At 37.0% G+C, this 25,188-nt stretch carries 29 protein-coding genes; 11 read left to right on the top strand and 18 right to left on the bottom strand.

The window, feature by feature from the left end:
- Positions 1-82 precede the first annotated feature (82 nt).
- The gene (locus ACH8JV_RS09575) at positions 83-589 is read left to right on the top strand and encodes a hypothetical protein (RefSeq protein ID WP_396520930.1); all 507 of its coding nucleotides are present in this window, start codon (positions 83-85) and stop codon (positions 587-589) included.
- A 44-nt stretch (positions 590-633) separates the two neighbouring features.
- Here the strand turns inward: ACH8JV_RS09575 and ACH8JV_RS09570 are convergent, their stop codons facing one another.
- From ACH8JV_RS09570 to ACH8JV_RS09555, 4 genes are all read right to left on the bottom strand, one after another.
- Positions 634-2,352, bottom strand: a complete 1,719-nt coding sequence (locus tag ACH8JV_RS09570; protein ID WP_396520923.1) for a fructose-specific PTS transporter subunit EIIC — start codon at positions 2,350-2,352, stop codon at positions 634-636.
- On the bottom strand, positions 2,339-3,286 hold the full coding sequence (gene pfkB / locus ACH8JV_RS09565) for a 1-phosphofructokinase (protein WP_396520921.1): 948 nt from the start codon (positions 3,284-3,286) through the stop codon (positions 2,339-2,341). The genes ACH8JV_RS09570 and pfkB overlap by 14 nt, the downstream gene beginning before the upstream one ends.
- A gap of 14 nt (positions 3,287-3,300) precedes the next feature.
- Positions 3,301-6,159, bottom strand: coding sequence for a phosphoenolpyruvate--protein phosphotransferase (gene ptsP / locus ACH8JV_RS09560; RefSeq protein WP_396520919.1), 2,859 nt, complete (start codon positions 6,157-6,159; stop codon positions 3,301-3,303).
- Positions 6,160-6,381: 222 nt separating this feature from the next.
- Entirely contained in the window at positions 6,382-7,242 is an 861-nt protein-coding gene (locus tag ACH8JV_RS09555) for an alpha/beta fold hydrolase (RefSeq protein WP_396520917.1), read from the bottom strand.
- Positions 7,243-7,379: 137 nt separating this feature from the next.
- On the opposite strand from ACH8JV_RS09555, the gene ACH8JV_RS09550 reads away from it, so the two are divergent.
- Positions 7,380-7,835 carry a hypothetical protein gene (locus tag ACH8JV_RS09550; RefSeq protein ID WP_396520928.1) on the top strand — a complete coding sequence of 152 codons (456 nt, stop codon included), beginning with the start codon at positions 7,380-7,382 and terminating at the stop codon, positions 7,833-7,835.
- A gap of 35 nt (positions 7,836-7,870) precedes the next feature.
- Here the strand turns inward: ACH8JV_RS09550 and ACH8JV_RS09545 are convergent, their stop codons facing one another.
- The 3 genes from ACH8JV_RS09545 to brnQ form a co-directional block, all read right to left on the bottom strand.
- Positions 7,871-8,116: a hypothetical protein gene (locus tag ACH8JV_RS09545; RefSeq protein ID WP_000949688.1), complete on the bottom strand. Its 246-nt coding sequence runs from the start codon at positions 8,114-8,116 to the stop codon at positions 7,871-7,873.
- Between the two features lie 258 nt (positions 8,117-8,374).
- The gene (locus ACH8JV_RS09540) at positions 8,375-8,794 is read right to left on the bottom strand and encodes a heme-binding protein (protein ID WP_212283806.1); all 420 of its coding nucleotides are present in this window, start codon (positions 8,792-8,794) and stop codon (positions 8,375-8,377) included.
- Between the two features lie 191 nt (positions 8,795-8,985).
- On the bottom strand, positions 8,986-10,287 hold the full coding sequence (gene brnQ / locus ACH8JV_RS09535; protein ID WP_396520915.1) for a branched-chain amino acid transport system II carrier protein: 1,302 nt from the start codon (positions 10,285-10,287) through the stop codon (positions 8,986-8,988).
- Positions 10,288-10,639: 352 nt separating this feature from the next.
- On the opposite strand from brnQ, the gene map reads away from it, so the two are divergent.
- On the top strand, positions 10,640-11,434 hold the full coding sequence (gene map / locus ACH8JV_RS09530; RefSeq protein ID WP_311070775.1) for a type I methionyl aminopeptidase: 795 nt from the start codon (positions 10,640-10,642) through the stop codon (positions 11,432-11,434).
- Between the two features lie 54 nt (positions 11,435-11,488).
- Here the strand turns inward: map and ACH8JV_RS09525 are convergent, their stop codons facing one another.
- Positions 11,489-12,388: a LysR family transcriptional regulator gene (locus ACH8JV_RS09525; protein ID WP_396482424.1), complete on the bottom strand. Its 900-nt coding sequence runs from the start codon at positions 12,386-12,388 to the stop codon at positions 11,489-11,491.
- A 243-nt stretch (positions 12,389-12,631) separates the two neighbouring features.
- On the opposite strand from ACH8JV_RS09525, the gene ACH8JV_RS09520 reads away from it, so the two are divergent.
- Positions 12,632-12,955, top strand: a complete 324-nt coding sequence (locus ACH8JV_RS09520; RefSeq protein WP_343568035.1) for a hypothetical protein — start codon at positions 12,632-12,634, stop codon at positions 12,953-12,955.
- A gap of 46 nt (positions 12,956-13,001) precedes the next feature.
- Here ACH8JV_RS09520 and grxD read toward each other — a convergent pair whose 3' ends face one another.
- A complete protein-coding gene (gene grxD / locus ACH8JV_RS09515) occupies positions 13,002-13,343 on the bottom strand; it encodes a Grx4 family monothiol glutaredoxin (RefSeq protein ID WP_000138830.1) in 342 nt (113 codons plus the stop codon).
- A 227-nt stretch (positions 13,344-13,570) separates the two neighbouring features.
- On the opposite strand from grxD, the gene ACH8JV_RS09510 reads away from it, so the two are divergent.
- The gene (locus ACH8JV_RS09510; RefSeq protein ID WP_396520913.1) at positions 13,571-14,779 is read left to right on the top strand and encodes an aspartate aminotransferase family protein; all 1,209 of its coding nucleotides are present in this window, start codon (positions 13,571-13,573) and stop codon (positions 14,777-14,779) included.
- A 51-nt stretch (positions 14,780-14,830) separates the two neighbouring features.
- Here ACH8JV_RS09510 and ACH8JV_RS09505 read toward each other — a convergent pair whose 3' ends face one another.
- From ACH8JV_RS09505 to ACH8JV_RS09495, 3 genes are all read right to left on the bottom strand, one after another.
- Positions 14,831-15,262 (bottom strand): CBS domain-containing protein, encoded by a 432-nt coding sequence (locus tag ACH8JV_RS09505; RefSeq protein ID WP_002132959.1) that lies wholly within the window; start codon positions 15,260-15,262, stop codon positions 14,831-14,833.
- A 137-nt stretch (positions 15,263-15,399) separates the two neighbouring features.
- Complete coding sequence (locus tag ACH8JV_RS09500) at positions 15,400-15,774, bottom strand: DUF2750 domain-containing protein (protein WP_263613862.1); 375 nt, start codon at positions 15,772-15,774, stop codon at positions 15,400-15,402.
- Positions 15,775-16,109: 335 nt separating this feature from the next.
- Positions 16,110-16,343 (bottom strand): hypothetical protein, encoded by a 234-nt coding sequence (locus tag ACH8JV_RS09495; protein WP_002050673.1) that lies wholly within the window; start codon positions 16,341-16,343, stop codon positions 16,110-16,112.
- A gap of 215 nt (positions 16,344-16,558) precedes the next feature.
- Between ACH8JV_RS09495 and ACH8JV_RS09490 the strand changes: the two genes are divergently transcribed.
- The 6 genes from ACH8JV_RS09490 to ACH8JV_RS09465 all read left to right on the top strand — a co-directional run bounded on the left by ACH8JV_RS09490 (position 16,559) and on the right by ACH8JV_RS09465 (position 20,828).
- Positions 16,559-16,918 (top strand): hypothetical protein, encoded by a 360-nt coding sequence (locus tag ACH8JV_RS09490; RefSeq protein ID WP_151789053.1) that lies wholly within the window; start codon positions 16,559-16,561, stop codon positions 16,916-16,918.
- 99 nt (positions 16,919-17,017) lie between these two features.
- Entirely contained in the window at positions 17,018-17,344 is a 327-nt protein-coding gene (locus tag ACH8JV_RS09485; RefSeq protein ID WP_002046830.1) for a hypothetical protein, read from the top strand.
- Between the two features lie 107 nt (positions 17,345-17,451).
- Positions 17,452-18,558, top strand: a complete 1,107-nt coding sequence (gene ftsY, locus ACH8JV_RS09480) for a signal recognition particle-docking protein FtsY (RefSeq protein WP_396520911.1) — start codon at positions 17,452-17,454, stop codon at positions 18,556-18,558.
- Positions 18,559-18,745: 187 nt separating this feature from the next.
- Positions 18,746-19,342, top strand: a complete 597-nt coding sequence (locus tag ACH8JV_RS09475) for a nitroreductase family protein (protein ID WP_002046928.1) — start codon at positions 18,746-18,748, stop codon at positions 19,340-19,342.
- Positions 19,343-19,554: 212 nt separating this feature from the next.
- Positions 19,555-20,226: a DUF2057 domain-containing protein gene (locus tag ACH8JV_RS09470; protein WP_343568032.1), complete on the top strand. Its 672-nt coding sequence runs from the start codon at positions 19,555-19,557 to the stop codon at positions 20,224-20,226.
- A 77-nt stretch (positions 20,227-20,303) separates the two neighbouring features.
- A complete protein-coding gene (locus ACH8JV_RS09465) occupies positions 20,304-20,828 on the top strand; it encodes a GNAT family N-acetyltransferase (protein ID WP_263613860.1) in 525 nt (174 codons plus the stop codon).
- 12 nt (positions 20,829-20,840) lie between these two features.
- Here ACH8JV_RS09465 and ACH8JV_RS09460 read toward each other — a convergent pair whose 3' ends face one another.
- The 6 genes from ACH8JV_RS09460 to ACH8JV_RS09435 form a co-directional block, all read right to left on the bottom strand.
- Positions 20,841-21,140, bottom strand: a complete 300-nt coding sequence (locus ACH8JV_RS09460; protein WP_263614983.1) for a cyd operon YbgE family protein — start codon at positions 21,138-21,140, stop codon at positions 20,841-20,843.
- The gene (cydX, locus tag ACH8JV_RS09455; RefSeq protein ID WP_000270276.1) at positions 21,141-21,242 is read right to left on the bottom strand and encodes a cytochrome bd-I oxidase subunit CydX; all 102 of its coding nucleotides are present in this window, start codon (positions 21,240-21,242) and stop codon (positions 21,141-21,143) included. It lies immediately after the preceding gene.
- Between the two features lie 13 nt (positions 21,243-21,255).
- Positions 21,256-22,401, bottom strand: coding sequence for a cytochrome d ubiquinol oxidase subunit II (gene cydB, locus ACH8JV_RS09450; RefSeq protein WP_396520908.1), 1,146 nt, complete (start codon positions 22,399-22,401; stop codon positions 21,256-21,258).
- The gene (locus ACH8JV_RS09445) at positions 22,398-23,984 is read right to left on the bottom strand and encodes a cytochrome ubiquinol oxidase subunit I (RefSeq protein ID WP_396520906.1); all 1,587 of its coding nucleotides are present in this window, start codon (positions 23,982-23,984) and stop codon (positions 22,398-22,400) included. Before ACH8JV_RS09445 ends, cydB begins: the two co-directional genes overlap by 4 nt.
- Entirely contained in the window at positions 23,984-24,178 is a 195-nt protein-coding gene (cydP, locus tag ACH8JV_RS09440) for a cytochrome oxidase putative small subunit CydP (protein WP_004701293.1), read from the bottom strand. Before cydP ends, ACH8JV_RS09445 begins: the two co-directional genes overlap by 1 nt.
- A 381-nt stretch (positions 24,179-24,559) precedes the next feature.
- Positions 24,560-25,168, bottom strand: a complete 609-nt coding sequence (locus ACH8JV_RS09435) for an OB-fold-containig protein (protein WP_086377691.1) — start codon at positions 25,166-25,168, stop codon at positions 24,560-24,562.
- Positions 25,169-25,188: the final 20 nt, after the last annotated feature.

Genomic DNA, 25,188 nt, shown 5'->3' with positions numbered 1-25,188 from the left:
GTTTTGTACTATTGTTGTTTTTTTGTTTGTTTTTGGTATAGTGCGCGTTCAAATGAGAAATGAAAATTTTTGCGTATTAATTATGAAAAAAATATTAGTTACTTCTGTATTAGCTTTTACTTTAGGTTTAAACGGCTGTGCAAGTATTATAACTGGGTCTTCGCAAGTAGTTACCTTTACAAGTGTGCCAGAGTCAGCTTCTATTGAAATTAAAAATAGAAAAGGAAAGAAAATACATACTGGCCAAACGCCTGTTACTGTTAGTTTGAAAAAAGGAGCTGGGTACTTTAAGCCTGAAAAATATGAAGTAACTTTTAGTAAAGCTGGTTATCAAACTAAAACTGTAGAAGTAACAGGAACACCTAGTGGTTGGTATTTTGGTAATATTCTTTTTGGCGGCTTAATTGGAATTTTAATTGTAGATCCATTTACCGGAGCGATGTATAGATTAGCTCCAAAAGATGTCAATGCAGTTTTAGAAGCTCAGAACTTAAAAGAAGAATCTAATCAAAAGCCAACTCTTGCAGTGGTATTAGCTCAAGATATTCCTGAACAAGTTATGGCACGTGCGACTCAAATTAATAAATAATTTGAGAAACAAAAAGGGAGAATATTAATTCTCCCTTTTATAAGCTATGCGTTCGATAATAACTTTTCTTCTTGGTTCTTCTTAATGATGGCATAACTTACACCCGTTACGATGCTTCCAGCTGCAATTGCTGCTAGATATAACCAAGCATGATTGATTGCATTTGGAATCAGAAGTACAAATACACCGCCGTGTGGAGTAACAAGTTCACAGTGAAATAGAGCAACTAATGCGCCAGTTACTGCACCACCTAAAATACAAGTTGGAATAACACGCATTGGATCTTTTGCTGCAAATGGAATTGCACCTTCTGAAATAAAGCATAAACCAAGCACGAAAGCAGCTTTACCGGCATCTTTCTCACCTGTACTAAATTTATTTCTAGCAAGGAAGGTCGCAATTGCCATACCTATTGCAGGAACCATTCCGCCGGCCATAGTGGCTGCCATTGGCATGTAAGTATTGGTTGTAAGTAAACCGACTGTAAAAGCATAAGCAGCTTTGTTGATTGGGCCACCTAAATCAATACACATCATACTTGCCAGAATAATTCCCATTAATACGGCATTTGTGGTGCCCATGTTGTTAAGGAAATCTTTCATTAACTCAAAAATATGTGCTACTGGTTGGCCAACCACATAGAACATAATGAGACCGACAAATAATGTTCCTAATAATGGAATAATTAAAATAGGTTTAAGAGATTCTAAGCTAGTTGGTAGTTTAAGTTTTTTGGCAATAAATAATGCGATATAACCTGCAAGGAAGCCCGAAACAATGCCACCTAAAAAGCCCGCTTGTAGCTGTGCTGCTAATAACCCACCAATTAAACCTGGTGCAAGGCCAGGACGATCTGCAATGGAATATGCAATATAACCCGACAGCATCGGTACCATTAGGGTAAATGCTGCCGCACCAATCTGTTTTAATATGGCTGGTAGGCTGCCTGCTTGTTCGGCTGCATTTAGACCAAAACATAAAGAAAGTGCAATTAACAGGCCGCCTGCAACAACCATAGGCAGCATATAAGAAACACCAGTTAATAAGTGTTTATACACACCAACTTTTTCAGTTTTATCTTTATTTTCCGTTGTAGCTTGTTGTTTACCTTGTTCTAAAACTTGTGCATTCGCAATTGCTTCAGCAAAGGCCTTGTCGGTTTGTTTTAATGCAAAACCAGTACTGCATCGATAAACACGTTTACCTACAAAACGGTCTGTGTTGACTTCAATGTCAGTGGCAAGAATAACAATATCGGCGTCCGCAATCGCTTGTGCTGATAAAATATTCTTCGCACCCACAGAACCTTGAGTTTCTACATCGATTTGATATCCAAGTCTCTCTGCACCTTGCTGTAACGCTTCAGCTGCCATAAATGTATGGGCAACTCCAGTTGGACAAGCAGTAATTGCAACAAAGTGAGTTGCTGCATTTGAAGTCTGCTTAGGTTTTTGATCCCATTCATTTGCTGGTTTCGAGTGTTCAAGCGCCGTTAAAAGTGCTTTATCAGCATCTTCTTTAATATCTTGAATAGACACTAAAGACAAAGCACTTTGACCAAAAATATTTAGGTTTTTAGGTTGTTGCCCAACAATAATCACATGATTAAAGTCATCACTTGATCCAAATTCATCGAGTGAAATAACACTGTGTTTATAGCCATGTTGTGTTGCGACTAAAGCAAGTTTACGAGCTAAAATCAAAGCATTGACTTGCTGTTGCGGACTATTAGTGACAAATAATAAATGTTTAGCAGTTTGCATCAGATTCACTCAATGAATTGATAGTAGTTTGTGCTTTTAATTGGTCTAGAACCTCTGGACTAGGAATTCGAAAACCAATTTGTGTTACAGCATGGCTTGCAATTGCTGTCGCAGTTTTTAAAGTTTCTTCAGGAGATAGTTGGCTTACAAGTCCGTGGATCATACCCGCTAAGAGGGAATCACCAGCACCGACTGTACTTTTTACAATAACTTTTGGTGCTTGAGCATGTAGGGGGTGGGTGGCATGCAGCCAGTTTACGCCGTCTTCACCCATTGAAATCACCACATGCTCAATATCGGCTAAGCTGTCAAAAAGTTTTCTTTGTTCAGAATAGCTTGTTGCAGGACGTTGATAACTTTCTACGAGCTCATCCGTATTAGGCTTGATCATCCAAGGTTGACATGCAATTGCGGCAACCAAAGCTTTACCGCTGGTATCTAATGCAACTTTTTTATTTTGTTTTTTGATCAGTTGAATAAGTTGTTGTAACTCATCAATACTAAAACCTTGGGGGAGGCTACCAGCTATTGCAACCACTTCAACTTGTGGTAACAGAGATTCAATCTTATTAAATAGGCTTTGTTTGTCTGTTTCAGAAACAAAGAATCCTTTGCCGTTTAAATCGGTCATCCGCCCAGAATGCTCAGCAATTTTTATATTTTGACGTGTTTCGCCATTAATATAAATGAATTCGGGTTGAAATTGAGCTTGGGTAAAATGTGTATCGAAAATTTGTCGATTATGCTCGCCTAAAAAACCGGTTACGATGACATCGTGACCTAAGTCTTTTAATACTTGTGCAACATTAAGGCCTTTACCAGCCGCATGAATTTCTACCGACTCTTGTCGGTTCACTTCACCTACCTGTAACTCATTTAATTGGATGGTTACATCAATTGCAGGGTTTAAAGTAACTGTTAAAATTTTAGCCATTACTATTCCCAATTTTATAAGTCTTGTTCAGAGAGCTGGCGTACAGCAGGGGCGCTATCACACAATAAAGCTTGTTGCGCAAGTTTTTGAGCATGACTATAGCTCAGCGTACGAATTTGAGCTTTTACTAGTGGAATGCTATTTGGCGACATACTCAGTTCGTCCACGCCCAATCCCATGAGAATAGGTACAGCTTTCGGGTCTGCTGCAAGCTCACCACAGATTCCTACCCATTTGCCGTGTTTGTGGGCAGCTTTAATAGTTTGATCAATCAAATTGAGAATACTTGGGTGCAATCCATCTGCTTCAGCTGAGAGTATTGGGTGACCTCGGTCAATCGCTAAAGTATATTGAGTTAGGTCATTTGTTCCGATACTGAAAAAGTCGACTTCTTGTGCAAGAATTGGCGCAAGTAAAGCTGCAGAAGGAACTTCAATCATAATGCCAACTTGTAAATTGTCACATGGATGTTGAGCTCTTACTTCATCAAGAATCGCTTTTGCAGCACGCCATTCTTCAACGCGTCCAATCATAGGGAACATAATTCGTAACGGACGATTATCCGATGCTTTTAACAAAGCAGTTAATTGCTGTCTTAAAAGCTCAGGACGTCTTAAGGTTAGGCGAATCCCTCTTAAACCTAAGAATGGGTTTTCTTCCTCGGCAATTGGTAGGTAAGGTAAGGGTTTGTCACCACCTACGTCTAATGTTCGTACAACAAGTGGGCGGCCAGCAAGTGCATCTAATACTACTCGGTAGTCAGCTTCTTGAACAGTTTCACTCGGTGCACTGCTATGAGACATGAAAACCAGCTCTGTACGAAGTAGTCCAATCGCTTCTGCACCAAATTCTACTGCTTGTGCTGTTGCTTGAACTTTACCTAAATTGGCAGCAATTTCGACTTGGTGTTGATCTAAAGTAATAGCAGGTTCTTGGCTATGACGTTCGGCTTCTTCACGAATTTGACGCTGTTGCTCACGCTCTTGCTTAGCTTGTTCGATTTGAACTGTATCTGGATTTAAAACAAAAGTTCCCGTGTCACCATTAATGAGTAGGGTACTTTTCTGATCAATTTCCAAGACTTGTTCACCAGCACCAACAATAGCTGGAATGCCTAAAGCACGTGCCACAATTGCACTATGAGCACTTGCACCGCCTATGGCAGTTAAAATACCTGCAACGCGGTCTTTGTTAAGACGAGCCACATCGCTTGGCCCAACATCATGCATAATTAAAATATACGGCTCTTTAGGCTCTTCAATAACCACTTCACCACATAACTGCGTTAAGACTCGATCACCAATATCGCGTAAGTCTGTTGCACGTTCAGCGAGCAAACGGTCTGGTAAGGCTTCCTGTGCTTTGGCAGCAGCTTCAATATGTTCATGCCACGCAGCTGGTGCTGATAAATTTTGATTAATTTTTTGATATACACCATTAATTAAATCAGGATCATCAAGCATTTCTAAATGAGCTTGAAAGATTTGTTTAATTTCAGAAGCATCCGCTTTGGCAATCACTTGGTGAATATTGTTTTTTACGGCATGTAATGCAATATCTAAATTTTCTTTCTCAGCTTTTACACTTAAACCCATACGTTCATACTGATAAACCTTCGGCTTAATCACATGTACTGGGCCAAAAGCTAAGCCACTTGATGCCGCGATTCCTGTATTGTTAGCTAATGTCGTAGCATTTGATATTGCCGTTTGGGCAGGGAGCTGGTCAGGTGTTTCACTGGTTACAGGTAGCGCTTCAACTTCTTCACCTAAGCCTTGCTGCACTGCCAAAATAACTTGATCTAAAGCCTCTACGGCATCGGTTTCTGGCTCAGCGATAAAACGTAGAGTTTGGCCACGCTTACAACCTAACGCTAAAAGACGAGTTAAACTTTTGGCAGAAACAAAGCTACCATCGTCTACTGCAACTTGGATGTCGCCTTGAAAGGTTTTTGTAAGATTGACAAGGTGTGTAGCTGGTCGGGCATGTAAGCCGTGTGCATTTGCCAGTACTACTGAACGTTGAGGCCAGTCAGGAACAACGTCAGCTCCAATAATTTTTGCAATTTCGTTTGGAGTTTGAGTTTTATCTAGCTCGGCAACTTGCTCTGGGTTAAATAAAATATCAATTAAACGATTAAATCTTTCATTATCGAGTTGGTCATTAGCAGCAATACAAACGAGTGTATTTAGCTTTTTACCATTTAGCTCTAAAACCTTTGATGGTTTAGTAATGCTAATAGCAGGTTGCTGAACAAAGTGATTGCTGGAAATAGACCAAATTTGATCTTGTAATTGAATGGCTTGTTCTGGATCAAGTGAACTTAGAAAACCACATTTTACAAAATTATGTTTTTTTAGCGTTTGAGAAGCTGTCCAAAATAAGTCTTCGATATCTTGCGCATCAATTTCGGTTTGAATGAGATTTTCATGAAGCGCTAAAGATAATGGCTGAGCTTGTAGCAATTCTATAATTTGTTCGGGTTTAGAAGCATTTTTTACTTGTTCACTTACATCATGCATTAATGCCCGAGTAAGAATTTGCAAAACTTGTAAATGTTCATCAGATTTCGCTGCAATCACGACAGCTAAATAGATTTTATTTTCTCCATCCCAGATCACGCCTTCAGGAAAATGGGCTAAGCGAATACCTGTTTTTAAAATATATTCACGTGATTGAGGTGTACCGTGGGGAATAGCAATACCTTGGCCTAAGTAAGTCGCGCTTTGTTGTTCACGATTGACGAGTCCTGTTATATATTCAGGTGTAACTAACCCATCTTTTTCTAATATATCTACTAGACACTTTAATGCATGTGTTTTATCAACAGCACGTTGATTCATATGAATATGTTGAGGCTCTAGTGCTAGCATAATTATCCTTGAACAATTTCTTTGGCTTTAGCTAAAACAGAAAAAAAGAAGCTGTTTGCATTAAACAAGTAAATATACCTGTTTTGACAACAGCTTCAGATGAATTACCTTAGCAGAACTTTAAATGTATATCGACGCATTTAAGTAAAAAGCTGCTCGTTTTTAATACAAAAAAACCTCTAAGCCGGATTACAGACTTAGAGGCGAAAATAAAAGCGGTGATTAATGATTTATTTCTTGTTCTAAAATAGGCCAAAGTTTTTGATGTGATTTTTTAAATAACAGCATATGGCCAATTGATTTATATCCTAAATCTTTTGGATTAAGTTCAATCATTTTTTTATTTGCATTTGGATATAAACTTAATAATTCTTGTACGTTGCGTTTGGTTGCAATTTCATCATCATCAGCCCAAATAGCAGTAATTGAACACTGAATATTTGAATGAAAATCATGAAAAATAGTCCTGCCTATAGCATTTTTCACATATCCGGGACGGCTACAAAACTCTCGCCATTGTTGAGCAACTTTTTTAGGTAGGTTTTCTCCCATACCAATGAATTGAGTTGCACCATAACCTTTAACAACACTAGAAATAGGGAAGATAAGATTAAACATAACTGGTGCTAGAAACTTGGTTTTTCCTTTAAGGCCTTTAATATGTCCAGTTGAGCCTGCAACCGTTATTACTTTTGCAACTTTATTATAGTTAGGTACGACCCCTAGTAATTGTCCGCCCGCGCTGTGTCCAATAAGAATAACTTGATTTGCTTTCGTTTTTGCTAATAAAGCATCAATTGCAGCAGGGATATCAAGTGTTCCCCAGTCGGTAATACTTGCGGTACTTTGTTTTAAAGCTCCATGTAGAGACTCGCCAATACCACGGAAATCGAAACTCAATACATCGTGGCCTTGTTGACTTAGCCAAGTTGCAAAAGAATGATAAAAGTTTTTAGTAATACCTGTTGCTGGACAAATAAGGACAGGGTGTTCAGTTTTCTTTCCTTGAGCAGGATGAAATTGAGCTGCAAGCTGATAACCATCTTTACAGGTTATCCAAAAAGATTCAAAAGTCTTATCCATAGATTTAAAGTGAATTATCTAATCATTTACCTTAATGTACATGAGTTCTGAAAAGGAACTTGATTAAAATGTGACTACAAAGTCAAGATTTATGTTATACAGCTCTTCAAATTTTAATAAAACGAATAAAAGAAATGATGGAAATATCGAAAGCTGTACAGTTGGCTATTGTCTTTAGCGGTGTCTTTTTATGGATAGGAATGTTAACAGGAGTATGGAAATATTGGCAAATTCGCCGTTCTGAATTAAGTCATGCACATTATTATGTAGACATTGCACATAGAAGCAGTTTGCTTTATGCAGCAGCTACAATCATCTTGGCTGTATTAAGTTATTTTACGGTTTTAAATGAAGATATTGCTTTATGGTGTGTATTGGCAAATATACTATTTTTTAGCTTCTCAATTTTAGTTTATATCATCCACGGGTTTTTGCAGGATACGACCAATCAGTTTAAAAAACCTCATAGGTTAGGGCACTTTAGTTTACCGACATGGTTGATGACTTTCATGATGATCGGTTTAATTGTTACTGAGCTACTAGCAACTGCTATTTTGGTTATGGGAACGATCTTGTTGTTTTTAAGCAAATAAAAAATGGATGATTACTCATCCATTTTTGAATTCTATTATTTCTGTTGACTAAGTCGTCTTTTAGCTAATTTTCGCATTTTGTGGTCGACAAAGGCCCATACACAAAATACGAAAGAAACAACCATGGCATACATAAAGTATTCGGGTTTGAGATTCCCTTTAATCATACCTTGAAACAGTAGAGTCAGCATAAGAGCAAGCGTCGTTACTCCATAAACAACTGAATCTTTACTGTTCAGAGTGTTAATGAAGACTTGTTTGTTGAAATGTAATGATAACATCTCCATCCCTCCTTGTGGTTGCGCTAAAACCGAATGTTTTAGTCAAGAATAAGTTTAATGTTGTACTTGTATTTTTAGCTTAATTCAATAGTCAATTGAAAAATTTTTGAACAGTTTTATGAAAACCTCTATATTTATAAATAGTTAAGGTATAAGAAAGGTAAATATTAAATATTTTTGTATAAAATACTTAATATTTTAGAAAAGAGAAATTTTTAGGTGAAAAGTGTAATAATTTCTCTTTTCTCTCAATTTAATTTAGTTGCTTTGTTTCTTTAAGAAGACATCAATTGCGTGTTGTGCAATTTCAGCATCTTCAAAAGATTGGACACCAGAAACACCAATTGCGCCTAAAATCTGACCTTCATAAATGATCGCTTTTCCGCCTTCTAGCATACCTTTAGCACTTGGCAGACTTAAGAAACCAAGACGGCCATTTTGAAGAAGTTCTTCGTAAAATTTTGAAGGGCGGCCGCTCATTGATGAGCATTTAGCTTTTTCTAGACATATATGTGTACTGAGAGGAGAAGCACCATCTAGGCGTTTCATAAGTAATAAAGAGCTTGTTTCATCAACAATGGCTATACTGACTTTGAAGTTGTGTTCGATTGCATATTTTTGAGCTTCTTCCATTAAAAACTCTGCATCTGCTAATGTTAGGTAATATTTAGTTTTCATTTATGCTCTTCTTTCCTGAGTAAGCTAAAAATTATTTTAGTGTAATATTACAGTAAAAATTAATTATATCTATAGTTGAATTGTCATTAAATACTGCTGCTTGAAATAAAATGCTGGTTGGGTAAACGCAGCATTTTATTCGATATATAAAATCATGTTTGGGTAAAACTCGATTTCAAAAAAACACCAGATTAAATGCTTTTATGTTTAACTTTGTCGATAATGGTAGTCACCGCAAGAACAACTAAAGATGGGATCAACCATGCCAAGTTTTGTTCATTTAATGGTAAATGTTGAAGGAAAGTAGGAAGGTTATCTCCAAAACCAGCAACTTTAAGACCATCGATAATTCCGAAAATTAAAGCAATACTTGTTACTGAACCAACAATAAACGATGGTTTATGCCAAAATTTCCAGAAGAAACTGAGCATAATAACCACAATAGCAGGTGGGTAAATTGCACTTAAAACCGGTACTGATACAGCAATGAGTTTGGTCAATCCAAGATTAGAAATAATGAAAGAGAAACCAACTAAGATGAAAACTAAAAGCTTATACGGTAACTTAGTGAGTTGGGCAAAATATTCACCACATGCACAAGTTAAACCAATTGCAGTAACCATACAGGCTAAGAAAATGAGGCCAGTTAAGAATAATGAACCCATGTTTCCAAACGCATGTTGAACATATGCATGTAGGATTACAGCACCATTCGCTGCATTTGGAGCGACTTCATGGCTACCTAAACCTAATTTAAATAAGCTTAAGTAAACTAAAGTAAGACCAACACCTGAGATAAGACTAGCAATAATTGCATACTTAGTTACTAGTTTTTTATCAGTAACACCACGCGAATAAATCGCTTGAATAATAACGATACCAAATACTAAGGCACCTAAAGTGTCCATAGTGAGATAACCATTTACGAAACCTTCTGAAACAGGAGAGTTCACATAATGATTAATTGGCGCAGGAACATAGCCCGCAGGAATCATAACCGCTGCAATACCTAAAATTGCTAAAGCGATAATTTTTAGAGGTGCTAGAACATGTCCAACTGTATCTAAAAGCTTGTTTGGATATAAAGAAACAACAGTTACAAATGCAAAGTAAATCGCACTGTAAATTAGAAGACTACTGCTTGATGTTCCAAAGTATGACGAAAAGCCAATTTCATAAGAAACTGTTGCAGTACGTGGCGTAGCAAATAAAGGGCCAACTGATAAATAACAAACCACTGTTAAAATCAGACTTGCGATACGACCTAAAGGTGAACTAATGATTTCAATGGAACCCTGCATACGAGAGAGTGCCATAATCGTAATTACGGGTAAGCCAACGGCAGTAATCAAAAAGCCTATGGCAGCTAGCCATACGTGATCACCGGCTTGTTGTGCCACAATGGGAGGAAAGATAATATTGCCAGCTCCAATAAAGAGAGCAAAGGTCATAAAACCTAAGGCAATAATATCTCCGGTACGAAGTTGTTGCATAAATTAAATTTAACGAAAAAGAAAGAATTTTAGAGCAAAAGAGAGCATGATCAAGCGCTATTTTATGTGAAAAAGCTTTTTTTCAGGACTTAAAAATCATTCAGAGATATGAAAAATATCAACTGGTTAAGTTATCTAATTGAAAAATCATTGAAAGAAGTAAAGAAAACAGTTTTTAAGTCTGACTTTTTAAGGAAATTATGTAAAAATAAAAATATAAAATACGATTATGAATGTTGAATATTTGGGCATTTAAAGCTTTCCGCCTATCCTATATCCATTCTAAAATACTCTAAATTAACTAACATTTTTGTAGGCATGGTAAAAACAGTCCCTACGAGGATAAAATTGAATGAGAGCTTCTACTGTTACAATTAAAACTGAACAAGATCTGGAAAAATTAAGAATTTCTGGGCGTTTGGCTGCACAAGTTTTAGAAATGATAGGGAAGTACGTTAAGCCAGGTGTAACAACTGAATATTTAGATAATATTTGCAATGATTACATCGTAAATACTTTAAAAGTTATTCCTGCCAATGTTGGTTATCATGGGTTTACAAAAACAATTTGTACCTCAGTAAATGAAGTAGTTTGTCATGGTATACCTTCGCCAAATAAAGTTTTAAAAGATGGCGATATTATTAATATTGACGTAGCAATTATCAAAGATGGCTATTTCGGCGATACGAGCCGTATGTATTATGTGGGCAACGTAAATCCGCATGCGAAAAAATTAGTTGAAACAACCTATGAGGCGATGGTTGCTGGTATTCACACGGTTAAACCAGGAGCTACTTTAGGTGATATAGGTTATGCCATTCAATCAGTTGCTCATCGCGAAGGATATAGTATTGTCCGTGAATACTGTGGGCATGGTATTGGTAAAGTTTACCATGAGCAACCTAATATTCTGCATTATGGGCAACGTGGCCAAGGTTTAGTTCTGAAGAAAGGTATGGTCTTTACGATTGAACCTATGGTTAATGCAGGGAAACCTCAAGTTAAAGAATTAAATGATGGTTGGACGGTTATTACTCAAGATCTTTCTTTATCTGCTCAATGGGAACATATGGTTGCTGTTACAGATACAGGTTTTGAATTACTGACACCATGGCCAGAAGGTGTGGGAAGCTATCCGGAAATTTAATAGTTATAAAAAAGTTCGATAATTTATCGAACTTTTTTTATGGAGCTTAATTTATTAATGTTCTGAAAGTTGTTCCACAAGATAATCAATAAATACACGCACTGCTGGGAGTAATCCTCTACGAGAGGGATAAACAGCATGGAATATACCGTGAGCTGCTTTCCAATCCGGCAAAATTTGCACAAGTTGCCCCGATTTCACAAAGTCTTCAGCCGCTGTGTCAGGTAACAACGCAATACCACAATTTTGACTCGCAAGTTGGGCGAGCATGTAGATATTTGTTCCCATGATGGTTGGACTAACTTTCACTTTCTTCAGTTGGTTGTCTGGGCCATGCAATATAAATTGTTGATCTAAATGCTCTTCAGACAAGCTTAAAATACGATGATCACTTAATTCATCAGGTGATTTAATATTACCAAACTCATTTAAATAAGCTTGGCTTGCAAAGAGGCTTTGTTCTATCAGCGCAAACTGTCTTAATACCAGACTAGGGTCATCATCTAGTTTAGATCTGACCCGTAGAGCAATATCAATCCCTTCATTAATAACATCAACGCGGCGGTTACTTACAATCAGTTGTAAACGAATCTCAGGGTATTTTTTTAAGAATGCCGGTAAAATTTTAGGTAGTTGGTTTTGTGCAATGTCTACTGGAACACTTACTTTAACTACACCTCTCGGTTGAATACTTAAGTGATCAACTAAATCATGGGCTGCTTGAGCAGCATTCATCATGACTTGTGCGTGTCTATAGATATCCATCCCAATATCGGTAACAGCAAAATGACGAGAACTACGCTGAATTAAGCGAACCCCTAAATTTTCCTCTAAATTATAAACACGACGACTTAATTTTGATTTTGGAATGTCGGTAACACGTTCGGCAGCACTAAATCCACCATGCTCAACAACAAGGGCAAAACAATAAAAATCATCAAGATCTGTGAGCATTAAAATATCCTATTTATGCAACACTAAAGATTTTACATTATTAGTTTTGCAACGATAAAGTTTGATTTTAATTTTTTGTAAAAAGCTTATAAATATGACTTAAAAAGAGGAGTTTAGATAATTTGAAATTTTAATGTAATTACATTGGAATGTTTTTGTAATTTATTTTTTGGAATTGAAAATCAAATATGGCGTTCATACACTATTTTTCATAAAATGTATTTTTCTCGATTTTTTTAAAGTATGTCTTACCAGTTAGTTGAATTACAGAATGCAGCGGCCAATATTCTTTGTCCAATTTGTAAGCTTGCGGTTATTGATTGGACACAAGAACAGTACGTTCAACCTTGTGAACATACATTATTTATCGCAATGGATTTAGGGTTTGAATTCGTAGCCGATCGTTTTGAAGAATGTATGGTTCAAAATGTCGATGAATTACATGAAAATCCGGATATGAATATTTTTGAATCCATCACTACAACACCCTATAAAAATCTAACTATTTTAAAAGCAGATCTTGGTGTAGATGGTTTATATCGTTATGTGGGTATAAGTGATTGTTAAATTCATGAGTATAAAAAAGCCAATCTTTCGATTGGCTTTTTTATTATTACGCTTCTGGAGCTGCGCTGTATTGTTCGATTAATGGTTTTAATTCGCCATTTTGGAACATTTCGAGCATGATATCACTACCACCAATAAGCTCACCATTTACCCATAATTGTGGGAAAGTAGGCCAGTTTGCAATTTTTGGTAAAGTTGCACGAATATCAGGGTTTTCTAAGATGTTCACATATGCAAATGGACGACCAATTTGACTGAGCGCCTCTACTGCACGTGCAGAGAAACCACATTGTGGAAACTGTGGAGTGCCTTTCATGTAAAGTAAAACGGGATGCTTCGCAATTTGATCGCGAATTAACGCTTCAGTATCACGTGCTTGTTCAGTCATATGTAGATCCTCAACTAATCTTGCAGCATTATAGGGGGTGTTCACATTGCTTTGCAAACCACCTTGTTGCTTAAAGTTGCATAGAATATTCAATATTTTATTGTATAAACCGAAGTGATAGTAAAAAGCAGACGAAATTTTAGATAAATGAGTGATGAGACTTTTCATCAGCGCAAGTTTTTGTTTATATAAACCCTTCTTAAAACCTCATACAGACAGAGTTCGTGATGACTGATATTACCCTAGCTCCAGTACAACCTGATCAACCAACACACTTAATGGCTACTTATGGTCGCCAAGCGATCAGTTTTGTCCGAGGCCGAGGGGCATATCTTTATACACAAGATGGTACAGAATATTTAGATGCACTTACTGGTATTGCTGTATGTGGTTTAGGACACGCTCATCCAGCTATTGCAGAGGCAATTGCAGAACAAGCAGCTACACTCGTACATACAAGTAATTTATTTGAAATTCCTTGGCAAACTGCGGCAGCTCAAAAGCTTGCTGAAGTTTCGGGTATGGAAGAAATCTTCTTTTCAAACAGTGGTGCTGAGTCAAATGAAGGTGCAATTAAAATTGCGCGTAAATTTGGTACTCAACAAGGTATAAGCCTGCCAAAAATTATTGTTGCTGAGCAATCATTTCATGGCCGTACTTTAGCTACACTTTCTGCAACAGGGAACAAGAAAGTACAAGATGGCTTTGCTCCTTTGGTTGAAGGCTTTATTCGGGTGCCATTTGGTGATATTGAAGCGATTCAAGAAGCAGCCTTACAACATCCCGATATCGTTGCTATTTTGATTGAGCCGATTCAGGGCGAAGGCGGCATTAATACCGCGCCACAAGGGTTTAGCTATTTAGAAGAAGTTCGCCACCTTTGTAATCAGCATAACTGGTTGATGATGCTGGATGAAATCCAAACTGGTAATGGTCGTACAGGTAAATACTTCGCATATCAACATACAAATATTATTCCGGATGTTTTAACCACTGCAAAAGGTTTAGGTAATGGTTTTCCAGTGGGTGCTGTAATGACTCAAGGTAAAGCTGTAGGTTTGTTAGGGCCTGGAAGCCATGGTTCGACTTATGGCGGTACGGTATTGGGCTCTCGTGTGGTTTATACCGTAATTGATACGATTCAGAAGGAAAATGCAATAGAGAATGCAGCAGTAGTGGGTAACTATATTGTTGACCAATTACGTGCCCAATTATCTGGTAAGAACGTACAAGTACGTGGTTTCGGTATGATGATTGGGATTCAACTACCTAAAGATTGTGCTGAGCTTGTTGCGATTGCTCGTGATGAATACAAGCTTATTATTAACGTTACTGCAGGTTCTGTGGTTCGTTTATTACCTCCAATTAATATGACACAAGCTCAAGCCGATATTTTGCTAGAGCGTTTAGTCGCTTTAATTACGAATTATCTTTAAGTATTAAAGGTAATAAAAATGGGCGTTAATCGCCCATTTTTATTTTTTTATTTAGCCCGAAATATATTGTTTTAATTGTTCAATCAAAACTTTTTGGTCTTCCATAGCGGCTTTAACTAAGTCACCAATTGAAATAAAACCAACCAATTTTCCATTATCCAATACAGGTAAGTGACGTAAGTGACGATCGGTCATGAGCTGTAAACATTCTTCAACTGTATTATTTAAACCTACCGTAATTACTTTTGCCGTCATAATTTCGGCAACGGTAGTGCTATAAGACGAACGCTCCATAAGTGTTACTTTTCGTGTGTAATCACGTTCAGATAATATTCCGACAACTTTTTCACCTTCGGCTACGACTAAAGCACCAATACCTTTTTCAGCCATAATCGTAATTGCTTCGAGGACAGTTGCTTCGGGTGAAATTGTAAAAATCGCTTGTTCAGATTTGTTCTTAATTACTTGTGCAACGATAGTCATTTCTTCTGTCCTGTTGTTTTATCATTTTGATTTAAATTAGCTCGATTTTTAAAAAATGCAAAGACTAACGAGTCATTCAAATATAAGTTTTATGCTTAAGCGCTCAAAAAGTACTCTAAATTTGGTAGCTTAAAACTTTAAGCTACCTGCCATTTCGGATGATTAAAAAAGAAATGATGCATTTGTTGAGTGGATAACTTCAACTTACGATGAGATGAGTTAAATAAAGCAGGGGTTACTTTCAACCGTGTTAAAGTAGGTAATAAAGATTCATGGAAGTCTTTAGGGGTAATTTTTCTTGGCTTGTAATTAGGCCAATGAGTTTTGGCATATCGATGTGCTTGAACTCCATTTAACCAAAACGGGAAAATAAAATCTTCCTGATCTGATTTTATAGCCCAGCCTTCATCAAATAGTCCCCAAAGAACCCCACAGTACATCATGGTTCTTAAAATATAAATCTTGATCATCAAGTCTTTAGAAACCGGTTGTAGATTAGTTAAACTGTTCATTTTAAATTTAAAGGTTTTCAACTTGTCTTGCTTATTATAAGAAAACCACATGACATTTCAGTTTAAACAGGTGTCAAATCGTAAACAAATATTGATGGCTCGAAATATCTATATAGATCAATGCCCAAAAAAGGTAATACTGGAGCCGCGACTGAAGTGGCCAAGTAAGTCCGTAGATAAATAGATAACTTTGGTTTTTTACAGGCATAAAAAAATGCCACCTGAGCAAGACAAAGCGGCTAAAGCTTTGGCGAAGCGCAAGATGAACATAGTTATGGTTAATTTATATTGAACTTTTTACAGGTATAAAAAAACGCCACCTAAGTGACGTTTATTTATGCTTGCATCGTGGCCAACTTCTGCCAATATTGTGCTTTCATGGAGTCACGTTCTACACGGAAACCTTGATAATATAGTTCTGCTAAGAACAGAGCAGCTTTACCGTGACCAGCACGAGCAACTTCTTCTAACTGTGCAACCGCATCTTGGAAATTCATTTGAGAGTGAATTGTGTTAACCGCAGTTGCGTATACATGTTCTAAATCATGATGAGAGATACGTTGAATCATATAAAACTCCTTATTTTAATTATGATTACTTTTTCTAAAGGCCACTGCCTTTGAACTAATGTAACTTAGAATTGTTAAACTAATATTACAAATTAATGGATTTGTCAACTATTGATCGGCATCAGTTAGTTCACTATTAGGATACATGATTAAACATTATTCACAAATAATTTTGAGTAAAATCAATATGAGAATAAAAGACAAGGAGAATAACTATGACAAATACTATCGATGGCTTTGTTTTTGATACTCCTCCTAAAGAGGAGCAAATCATAGAGCTTGCCCATTACCATCGTAAATTATTAGATGAAGCAATTTTCCATCAAGAAATTCATTTAGGGGACTATTGTCTAGCACAACGTAAACGTGTTTTTGACTATGCTCGTCAATTAGCCCCTGACCAAAAAGCTCGATTCTATAATGTATATGATGGTGAGCTTAGAAAAATTGCAGATGAAGATGAATTGCACCCGGCTGATGCAGAAGAAGGTTTAAGCATTTTTGCTATGTTACTGGTTTTAGTAATTATTGCAGCAATCTTATACTTCTCTGTAATTCGCTCTTTAATAAGCTAAAGTTTGTCATCCAGTAAGGATAAAGAATAGAGCCTTACTGGATTTTGACCTTGTGCTGAAGTGCATTGAACCCTACACTACATAAATTAGAGGTAGGTCATGCTCACATTCAAAGAAAATTTTCTTAAATTAAAGTCTGAGTTCAAGGCAGACCAATGTTTTAATCTGGTTGTGATTATTATCATTGGCTGTATTTTTATGCTGTCTTATTTAGCATTACTTCGTCCTGTCAACTCAGAACAGTATCAACGTATTGTGCAACTTTCACGGCAGGCGACATATCCTAGAACTCAAGATATGGCTGAGTTGATTATGGCTCAATCAAAAATTCATAGAGCAGAGTATTTAAAGCTAATGCATGCTTATCAGTTTGAACATGATCACATCAAGGAATATCCTGCGTTAGCACAAGAAGATACTCAATAAATACTGTCTTTATTTCAACAAGGTTTTGCTCGCTATTGGAGCAGGCAAAAACTTGAATTTATGCTAAACTTTCTGTTTTTTAACACGCTGCTTTTCAAGGAATCGGCATGCAACAACAATCGAATATGCAAAATAAATTCTTGATAGATGCTGAGATCGGGGATGACGATGTCACATTGCCTAATTTACCTGCTATCGATGTTCCTATCGTTGAGTCACCTGTTAAGCAAGAAGTAAAAGCTGAAGAAATTGTTGAAGCTACACCTTCAACTGAACCAGAGCAACCAAAGTCTGGTTTCTTTGGCCGAATGAAAGAAGGTTTGACTAAAACTCGTCGTAATTTTACCGATGGTATGGTCAATATCTTAATTGGTGGTAAAGAAATTGATGATGAGTTGCTTGAAGAAGTTGAAGAGCAATTATTAGTTGCAGATATTGGTGTTGAGGCAACAAAAACGATTATTACCAACTTAACTGAACGTACTACACGTGGCGATTTGATTTACTCACATTCGCTTTATAAAGCTTTACAAGAAGAGTTGGTTGCTTTACTTGCTCCACGTGTGAAGCCTTTACATATTGACCCAAATAAATCGCCTTATGTGATTTTAATGGTGGGTGTAAATGGCGTTGGAAAAACAACGACTATTGGTAAATTAGCTAAGCGTTTGCAAGGCGAAGGCAAGAAAGTAATGCTGGCAGCAGGTGATACATTCCGTGCAGCTGCTACTGAACAATTACAAATTTGGGGTGAGCGTAACGATATTTCCGTTGTTGCTCAAGGTCATGGCGCAGACAGCGCTTCGGTTATTTTTGATGCTTTTGAAAGTGCGCGAGCTAAAGGTATTGATGTATTGATTGCAGACACCGCAGGCCGCTTACATAACAAAAGTAACTTGATGGAAGAGCTTAAGAAAGTTAAGCGTGTTATGCAAAAAATTGATGCAACGGCACCGCATGAAATTATGTTAGTAGTAGATGCAGGTACAGGGCAAAATGCAATTAACCAAGTACAAGAATTTGATCAGGCAGTTGGTTTAACTGGTATTACTATTACTAAGTTGGACGGCACTGCAAAAGGTGGTGTGCTGTTTAATATTGCTAGCCGTACTCATGTACCAATTCGTTTTATTGGCGTGGGTGAAAAAATTGATGATTTAAGACCGTTCTCGGCGAAATCATTTGTTGCAGCATTATTTGAAACAGAAAAATAATTTGCAGCTTATCTATAAAAACCTCACGAAATAGTGAGGTTTTTTTATATTTATATCTTTTTTTATTGTTGCGAAAATAAAACGAACTGTCATATTTTTAATGCTGATTATAAGAAATGAGTTTCATAGACTATATTCATTCCCAAACAACGGCCAATGGTCAATCAAATAGGTAGGAAATAACAAAATGTCTACTTTCTTAGATAAAATTAAAAACCGTCGTACTATTTATGCAATTGGTAAAAATGTTGCATTAGATCGCACAAAAATTGAAGAAACAATTCGTGAAGCGGTTAAACATAGTCCATCAGCATTCAACTCGCAATCTTCACGTGTAGTAACCCTTTATGGTGAATCACATGCTAAATTTTGGAACTTAGTTCGTGAAGCGTTACGTAAAATTGTTCCTGCAGATGCGTTCGCTGGTACAAATGCAAAAATTGATAGCTTTGTTGCTGGTGTCGGTACAGTACTATTTTATGAAGATCAAGCTGTTGTTAAAAGCTTACAAGAGCAATTTGAATTATATGCAGATAACTTCCCAGTTTGGTCTGAACATTCAAGTGCAATTGCTCAGTTTGCGACTTGGACTGCACTTTCAGAACTTGGTTTAGGTGCGTCTTTACAACACTATAACCCAGTTGTTGACGCCGATGCTGCTGAAGCATTTGATGTACCTGCAACTTGGAAATTACGTGCTCAGTTAGTATTTGGTTCTGTTGAAGCACCAGCTGGTGAGAAAGCATTCATTAGCGATGAAGATCGTTTCAAAACATTTAACTAATTTTAGTTAATGAAAAGAGTACCACTTAGGTACTCTTTTTTTATTTGTTTAAAATTAACGATCAAAATAGATATTTATTATAATTCAACAATATATTTTAAAAGTTTTAAGTGCAGCTTCGTCAAAAGAACAAGTGTCATAAAATCGTCATAATCATATTGCATATTGCTCATGTTTTTAGAAACTATTAAATATTATAGAGACGTGAACAGATGACTTTAAGATTAAGTGTTGCTGCGATTGGTTTATTACTCAGCGGTTCAGTATTTTCAGCAGTTACAATTACAGCACCAGAGGAAATTGTAATCCTTGCGGTAAATGGTCAAGAAGTCAATTCAGGATTATTTCGTTCTTCTAAGAATAACTACAAAGTTGATGCCGGTACAACGAACCTAAGTGTGCGTTATCAAGAATACTTTGAACATCTAAATGGTGAACACGATATTGTTAAGTCTGGAGTCGTTACAATTCAAACACCATCATTAAAAGATGGTCAAACCTATAAGCTTGCAATGGTAGGTGCTCCAAAAGAATTTGAACAAGCAAAAAAATATGCTGAGCAACCAACAGTCGCTGTATATAATTCAAATAATGAACTAGTTGTTCAACAGACTGGTGCAAATAATGAAGCAAAACCTTGGTTTGCGACAGGCTTGTTAGGTAAGGTTACTGACTTCACGACTAAATCATCTAAGCAACAACCTGATGCCATATATGCAGCTGCAAAACCGACCACAGCTCAAGTTGCTGCACCTATTGCCGTAACAGTACCTTCAGCAGGTGTGGCACAAACGAATGATCAGCGTTTGGTCGAAATTTGGCAAAAATCTTCTAAAGCTGAGCGTCAAAAATTTATGGCTTGGTTAGCTGAACAATCAAATTAATCAATTGCTATTCAAAATAAAGCCGATTTAATATCGGCTTTATTTTTTAGAATATTTTAAATAGCCTAAGTATATTTATGATAAATTTAAATTTCCGTTTAGCTAAAGTGAGTGATATTCCCTCACTTGTAGATTTGATTAATCAGGCCTATAGAGCGCAACAAAGTAGAAGCTGGACAACTGAAGTTGAATTTGTAAAAGGCCAACGTATTAGTCAAGAGCAATTGAAACAGCAATTAGAATTACCTAACTCAGTATTATTGGTTGCAGAAATAAATTCTTCACAAATTGCTGCATGCATAGGCCTTACATTTCAAAACAACGCGGTTGAGATAGGAACATTCTGTACCGATCCTAATTTACAGAATATGAAAGTAGGTCGTTCGGTTCTGGAGTACGCTGAACAGTTTGCTTTGCACAAAGTACCGGAATTGGACAGTGCCATCATGTATGTTTTGAATGTGCGTTCAGAGCTAATTAGTTATTATGAGAGACGCGGATATACAAAAACAGGCAATCAAGAACCATATCCACTTGAAGCAGATGTTGGAGTTCCACTTGTACCTATTAAGCTGATTGAAATGAAAAAGGACCTCAAATGAGGTCCTTTTTGTTTAGGTTAGAAACCAGATGTAATAGCCTAAAAGCATGAGAGGCCAAGCTATCCATGGACTAAACAACCATTTCCATAACCAGAAGTGGGGTACAAAACCAACACCATAAATGAAGCCTCCAGAAATCCCCACCATGACCAGCATAAGCTGGCTATGATTGTAGTGTCCGTTTGCATCTAACATTAGTGAAGGATGAACCAGTAAAATTGCAGCAAGTGGCAATGCCAACAGAAATGAAATGGCCATTGCAAATGCTTGAGCTTTTCGTTGATTAGATGCTGTCATTGCGTTTGCCATGATTTATTCCTCATCTAAATTTTGATGGTGTTCGATATAAAGAGCGCTCAATACACCTGCAAAACATGCCATCAAAATCCCAAGAATCCATGCGAAATACCACATTTGCTTCTCCTTATTAGTACAAGCTGTGCGAGTTTGACTCGATATGTTTGTTGGTAATCACGCCCCACATTTTGTAATACGACCAAGTTGTATAGAGCAAAATGATTGGAACAAAAATACATGCAGCAACAGTCATAACACCTAAAGTACGGTGACTAGATACAGCATCCCACATTGTTAAGCTAGAGTTCGGGTTAATACTCGATGGCAATAAAAATGGGAAGAGAGCAAACCCAGCAGTTAAGATTGCACCTACAATCATTAAGCTTGTACCGGCAAAGCTTAAACCTGCTTTTGCTTTTGATGCTGTAAAGAAGGCAATAATTGCCCCTAAAATTGCGACAACTGGAGCAACCTTAGTGATTGGATAGCTAGTGTAGTTGTTCATCCAGCCTGGGTTGTTATTTGTGACGACTTGTTTAGCTAAAGGATTAAGAGCAGCATTTGGATTAATTGCTGCAGCATAGCTATAACCAGGAACTTGACCGAAGTACAACCATGCTCCAATCACAAGGAAACAAACTAAGAATACTGCTGCCATAATTTGGGTGGCTTTAGCGGAACGTTGTCTCAAAGCGCCGTCTGTGCGGAGCATAAGCCAAGCACCACCATGCGCACATAACATAGATAAACTGACAATACCGCAAACTAAGGCGAACGGATTAAGAAGAGCAAAGAAGCTACCTGAGTATTCAGAGCGTAATGTGCTATCTAAACTAAACGGAATACCTAAGAATAAATTACCGAATGCCACACCAAAAACAAGAGCTGGAACAGCACCACCGATACAAAGTCCCCAGTCCCATGAGCTACGCCATTGTGTATTTTCAAGTTTAGAACGATAGTCAAAACCTACAGGACGTAAAAATAGGGCAAATAGTACCAGTAATAAGGCCCAGTACATTCCTGAGAATGCAACTGCGTAAACCATTGGCCATGCTGCAAACAATGCGCCACCTGCGGTAATAAACCAGACCTGATTACCATCCCAGTGCGGTGCAATAGTATTGATAGCAGCACGACGTTCGTTATCAGTTTTACCAACAAAAGGCATGAGTGCCATTGAGCCCATATCAAAGCCATCGGTTAAAGCAAACCCGATGAGTAAGACTCCAACTAATACCCACCATATGATTTTTAGGAGTTCGTATTCAATCATGATAAAGCCTCCCCATTAACAGATGCTTTAGGTTCTTGCTTTTCAAAATGGTATTTACCAGTGTGAAGGGAACTTGGTCCTAAGCGAGCAAATTTAATCATTAAGTACATTTCAATAATTAAAAGGACGGTATAGAACGCTGCTAACGCGAGGATTGAGCCCCATACATCACCTGTATTTAAACTCGAAGTTGATAAGTGTGTCGGTAAAATCTCACCGATAGACCAAGGTTGACGGCCTCCTTCAGCGACATACCAGCCTGTTTGAGCTGCAATCCACGGAAGAGGTAATGCAAACAATGCGTATTTGAGTAACCAAGGTTTATTTTCAGCATTTCTTTTTGCTACAGCCCAAGTGGCTAAAATGAAAAGAAGCAACATTAAGAAACCAGATGCAACCATTGCACGGAAAGAGAAGAACAATGCAGTCACATTTGGAACAGTATCTTTGACAGCGGCTTGAATATTTTGTTCGCTTGCGTCTACGACATTTGGTGCATATTTTTTAAGAAGTAGGCCATAACCTAAATCTTTTTGGTTTTTCTCAAATGAAGCCAATAATTCTGGTGAGCGATCACCAGCACGTAGTTTTTCAAGTTCAGCATAAGCAAGCATACCGTTACGAATACGAACTTCATGCTGCTGCATGAGATCTTTAAGACCAGTAACTTCTTTAGTTGTTGAGCGAGTTGCAATTAAACCTAATGCATAAGGAATCTTAACTGCATAGTCTGTTCGCATTTCTTCATGGTTGGGGATACCAAATAATGTAAATGGCGCAGGCGCAGGGTGAGTATCCCATTCAGCTTCAATTGCAGCGAGTTTAGTTTTTTGCACATCACCTAGTTCATAACCAGATTCATCACCGAGCAAAATTACTGAAAGTGTAGAAGCAAGTCCGAAAATCGCGGCAATTGCAAATGAACGGCGAGCAAAAGGAAGATCACGTTTTTTAAGCAAGTAATAGCTTGAAATGGCGAGTACGAAAATCGCACCAGTTACATATCCGGCAGAAACAGTATGTACAAATTTTACTTGCGCAACTGGATTGAAAATAAGTGCACCGAAATCAACAAGCTCCATACGCATGGTTTCAAAGTTAAATGCTGCACCGACAGGGTTTTGCATCCAACCATTCGCAACCAAAATCCAAAGCGCTGACATATTAGAGCCAAGAGCAACTAACCAAGTTACACCTAAATGTTGTACTTTGCTCAGACGGTCCCATCCGAAAAAGAATAAACCGATAAATGTCGACTCAAGGAAGAATGCCATTAAGCCTTCAATTGCCAGTGGTGCACCAAAAATATCACCTACATAGTGTGAGTAATATGCCCAGTTTGTCCCGAATTGGAACTCCATGGTTAAGCCTGTAGTTACACCTAAAGCAAAGTTAATACCAAATAATTTTCCCCAAAACTTAGTCATATCTTTGTAAATTTCTTTACCAGATATCACGTAAGTTGTTTCCATAATGGCCAGAATAAACGCAAGGCCTAGGGTCAAAGGTACGAAAAGAAAGTGATACATTGCGGTCATCGCAAATTGGAACCGCGAAAGATCAACCACGCTTTCAGAAATCATCAACGTGTCTCCTTAATGTGGGAAGTGTTATCGCCTGCAATATGCTCAGCGACTTGATTGTCGAAATTTTTGGGGATAGTGGGAGCATCAAACCAAATATGTTTGATTGTTAAGAGAAGCACGACTTTAATTATTAGAATAATCGTAATTTCTCTAACTAATTTGGCATTAATATCTAGATTTTTAAGGCTCATAAAATAAACCTCGATACATATTAATTTCATTATTAATCAAAATATATTAAAAATAAACAATAAATATATTTTAAATAAAAACTTAATTATCTTTTTTATATAAAACAATAACTTGTATATTTAAATAATTTTAAATAAAATATCTAACTAAAATAGTATGGATTGATTATTAAATCCAACTAAAACACTTGTAAATAAGTATATTAAGTTGATTAAAATAGTATGATTAAATTTAATTCTGATTAAAATGGTTGGATATAATAAAGGTGATTTTATTTCAAACTAAAATAGTTGGATTAATTTTAATTAAAAAAATAATAGGATAGAGAGAAGTAATAAAGCCTGTAAAAAGCGATGAAAGGCTACAGAAATTAAAAATAATTAATCAGGAGCGAAAAGATCGTTTGAGAGAGAAATTTTCTTGGCAACGTAATGGCTTTTATGAACTTTAATAAGAATCACTTGAGAATATAGTTCTAACTCACCAAATTCTGGCTCAACTTGTACATAGTGTAATTGACCGAACTCATCACGGACACGCGCTTGAGCTGAAAAACCGGGTCTGGCACTACCACTGGAAATAGTCGCTAATCGCCCTAACAGATTGTAATTAGTATGGGTAAGCTTTGGTTTAATCACTTGGTCAAGACAGTGGATCATAAACACAGTAAAAAAGATTGCGATGACCAGTGCAGGAATAATTAAGTAAAATGGGGTGATAAAGTAATGCTGTATTGCAAAGAAAGAGAGTTGTAAGAAATAACCTGCAAAGCTGAAATTAATAAGTAAAAAAACGAAAATTAGAGCTTTAGAAAACTTAACATTCAGTAATGGCGAGTTAGTAAGCCAATCTGGTGCAATTTTTTTTAGTAGTTGGCTTGGACGTAACCCAATATACATACCAATGGTTTCTACCACGCTGAGCAATATCAAAGCCACAACACTTAAATGAAATGGCATAAGATAATAATTAAAGAAGAAATCAGCCATGGTAGAAACTCTAATGTTGA

The sequence above is a fragment of the Acinetobacter sp. ABJ_C5_2 genome (assembly GCF_044538485.1).
Taxonomy (GTDB): Bacteria; Pseudomonadota; Gammaproteobacteria; order Pseudomonadales; family Moraxellaceae; genus Acinetobacter; species Acinetobacter nosocomialis_A.
Note: the sequence above shows the minus strand (reverse complement) of the source record. Positions and strands in the feature narration are given on the sequence as shown.

Coding starts and splice junctions, on each gene's coding strand:
- ptsP (WP_396520919.1), bottom strand. CDS start 6,159: ATGCTAGCACTAGAGCCTCAACATATTCATATGAATCAACGTGCTGTT.
- ACH8JV_RS09485 (WP_002046830.1), top strand. CDS start 17,018: ATGCTCACATTCAAAGAAAATTTTCTTAAATTAAAGTCTGAGTTCAAG.
- cydB (WP_396520908.1), bottom strand. CDS start 22,401: ATGATTGAATACGAACTCCTAAAAATCATATGGTGGGTATTAGTTGGA.
- ACH8JV_RS09500 (WP_263613862.1), bottom strand. CDS start 15,774: ATGAACAGTTTAACTAATCTACAACCGGTTTCTAAAGACTTGATGATC.
- ACH8JV_RS09495 (WP_002050673.1), bottom strand. CDS start 16,343: ATGATTCAACGTATCTCTCATCATGATTTAGAACATGTATACGCAACT.
- ACH8JV_RS09575 (WP_396520930.1), top strand. CDS start 83: ATGAAAAAAATATTAGTTACTTCTGTATTAGCTTTTACTTTAGGTTTA.
- cydX (WP_000270276.1), bottom strand. CDS start 21,242: ATGTGGTATTTCGCATGGATTCTTGGGATTTTGATGGCATGTTTTGCA.
- ACH8JV_RS09525 (WP_396482424.1), bottom strand. CDS start 12,388: ATGCTCACAGATCTTGATGATTTTTATTGTTTTGCCCTTGTTGTTGAG.
- ACH8JV_RS09470 (WP_343568032.1), top strand. CDS start 19,555: ATGACTTTAAGATTAAGTGTTGCTGCGATTGGTTTATTACTCAGCGGT.
- cydP (WP_004701293.1), bottom strand. CDS start 24,178: ATGAGCCTTAAAAATCTAGATATTAATGCCAAATTAGTTAGAGAAATT.
- ACH8JV_RS09540 (WP_212283806.1), bottom strand. CDS start 8,794: ATGAAAACTAAATATTACCTAACATTAGCAGATGCAGAGTTTTTAATG.
- ACH8JV_RS09545 (WP_000949688.1), bottom strand. CDS start 8,116: ATGTTATCATTACATTTCAACAAACAAGTCTTCATTAACACTCTGAAC.
- ACH8JV_RS09505 (WP_002132959.1), bottom strand. CDS start 15,262: ATGACTATCGTTGCACAAGTAATTAAGAACAAATCTGAACAAGCGATT.
- ACH8JV_RS09555 (WP_396520917.1), bottom strand. CDS start 7,242: ATGGATAAGACTTTTGAATCTTTTTGGATAACCTGTAAAGATGGTTAT.
- ACH8JV_RS09445 (WP_396520906.1), bottom strand. CDS start 23,984: ATGATTTCTGAAAGCGTGGTTGATCTTTCGCGGTTCCAATTTGCGATG.
- map (WP_311070775.1), top strand. CDS start 10,640: ATGAGAGCTTCTACTGTTACAATTAAAACTGAACAAGATCTGGAAAAA.
- ACH8JV_RS09510 (WP_396520913.1), top strand. CDS start 13,571: ATGACTGATATTACCCTAGCTCCAGTACAACCTGATCAACCAACACAC.
- ACH8JV_RS09490 (WP_151789053.1), top strand. CDS start 16,559: ATGACAAATACTATCGATGGCTTTGTTTTTGATACTCCTCCTAAAGAG.
- ftsY (WP_396520911.1), top strand. CDS start 17,452: ATGCAACAACAATCGAATATGCAAAATAAATTCTTGATAGATGCTGAG.
- ACH8JV_RS09435 (WP_086377691.1), bottom strand. CDS start 25,168: ATGGCTGATTTCTTCTTTAATTATTATCTTATGCCATTTCATTTAAGT.
- brnQ (WP_396520915.1), bottom strand. CDS start 10,287: ATGCAACAACTTCGTACCGGAGATATTATTGCCTTAGGTTTTATGACC.
- pfkB (WP_396520921.1), bottom strand. CDS start 3,286: ATGGCTAAAATTTTAACAGTTACTTTAAACCCTGCAATTGATGTAACC.
- ACH8JV_RS09550 (WP_396520928.1), top strand. CDS start 7,380: ATGGAAATATCGAAAGCTGTACAGTTGGCTATTGTCTTTAGCGGTGTC.
- grxD (WP_000138830.1), bottom strand. CDS start 13,343: ATGACTGAACAAGCACGTGATACTGAAGCGTTAATTCGCGATCAAATT.
- ACH8JV_RS09570 (WP_396520923.1), bottom strand. CDS start 2,352: ATGCAAACTGCTAAACATTTATTATTTGTCACTAATAGTCCGCAACAG.
- ACH8JV_RS09475 (WP_002046928.1), top strand. CDS start 18,746: ATGTCTACTTTCTTAGATAAAATTAAAAACCGTCGTACTATTTATGCA.
- ACH8JV_RS09520 (WP_343568035.1), top strand. CDS start 12,632: ATGTCTTACCAGTTAGTTGAATTACAGAATGCAGCGGCCAATATTCTT.
- ACH8JV_RS09465 (WP_263613860.1), top strand. CDS start 20,304: ATGATAAATTTAAATTTCCGTTTAGCTAAAGTGAGTGATATTCCCTCA.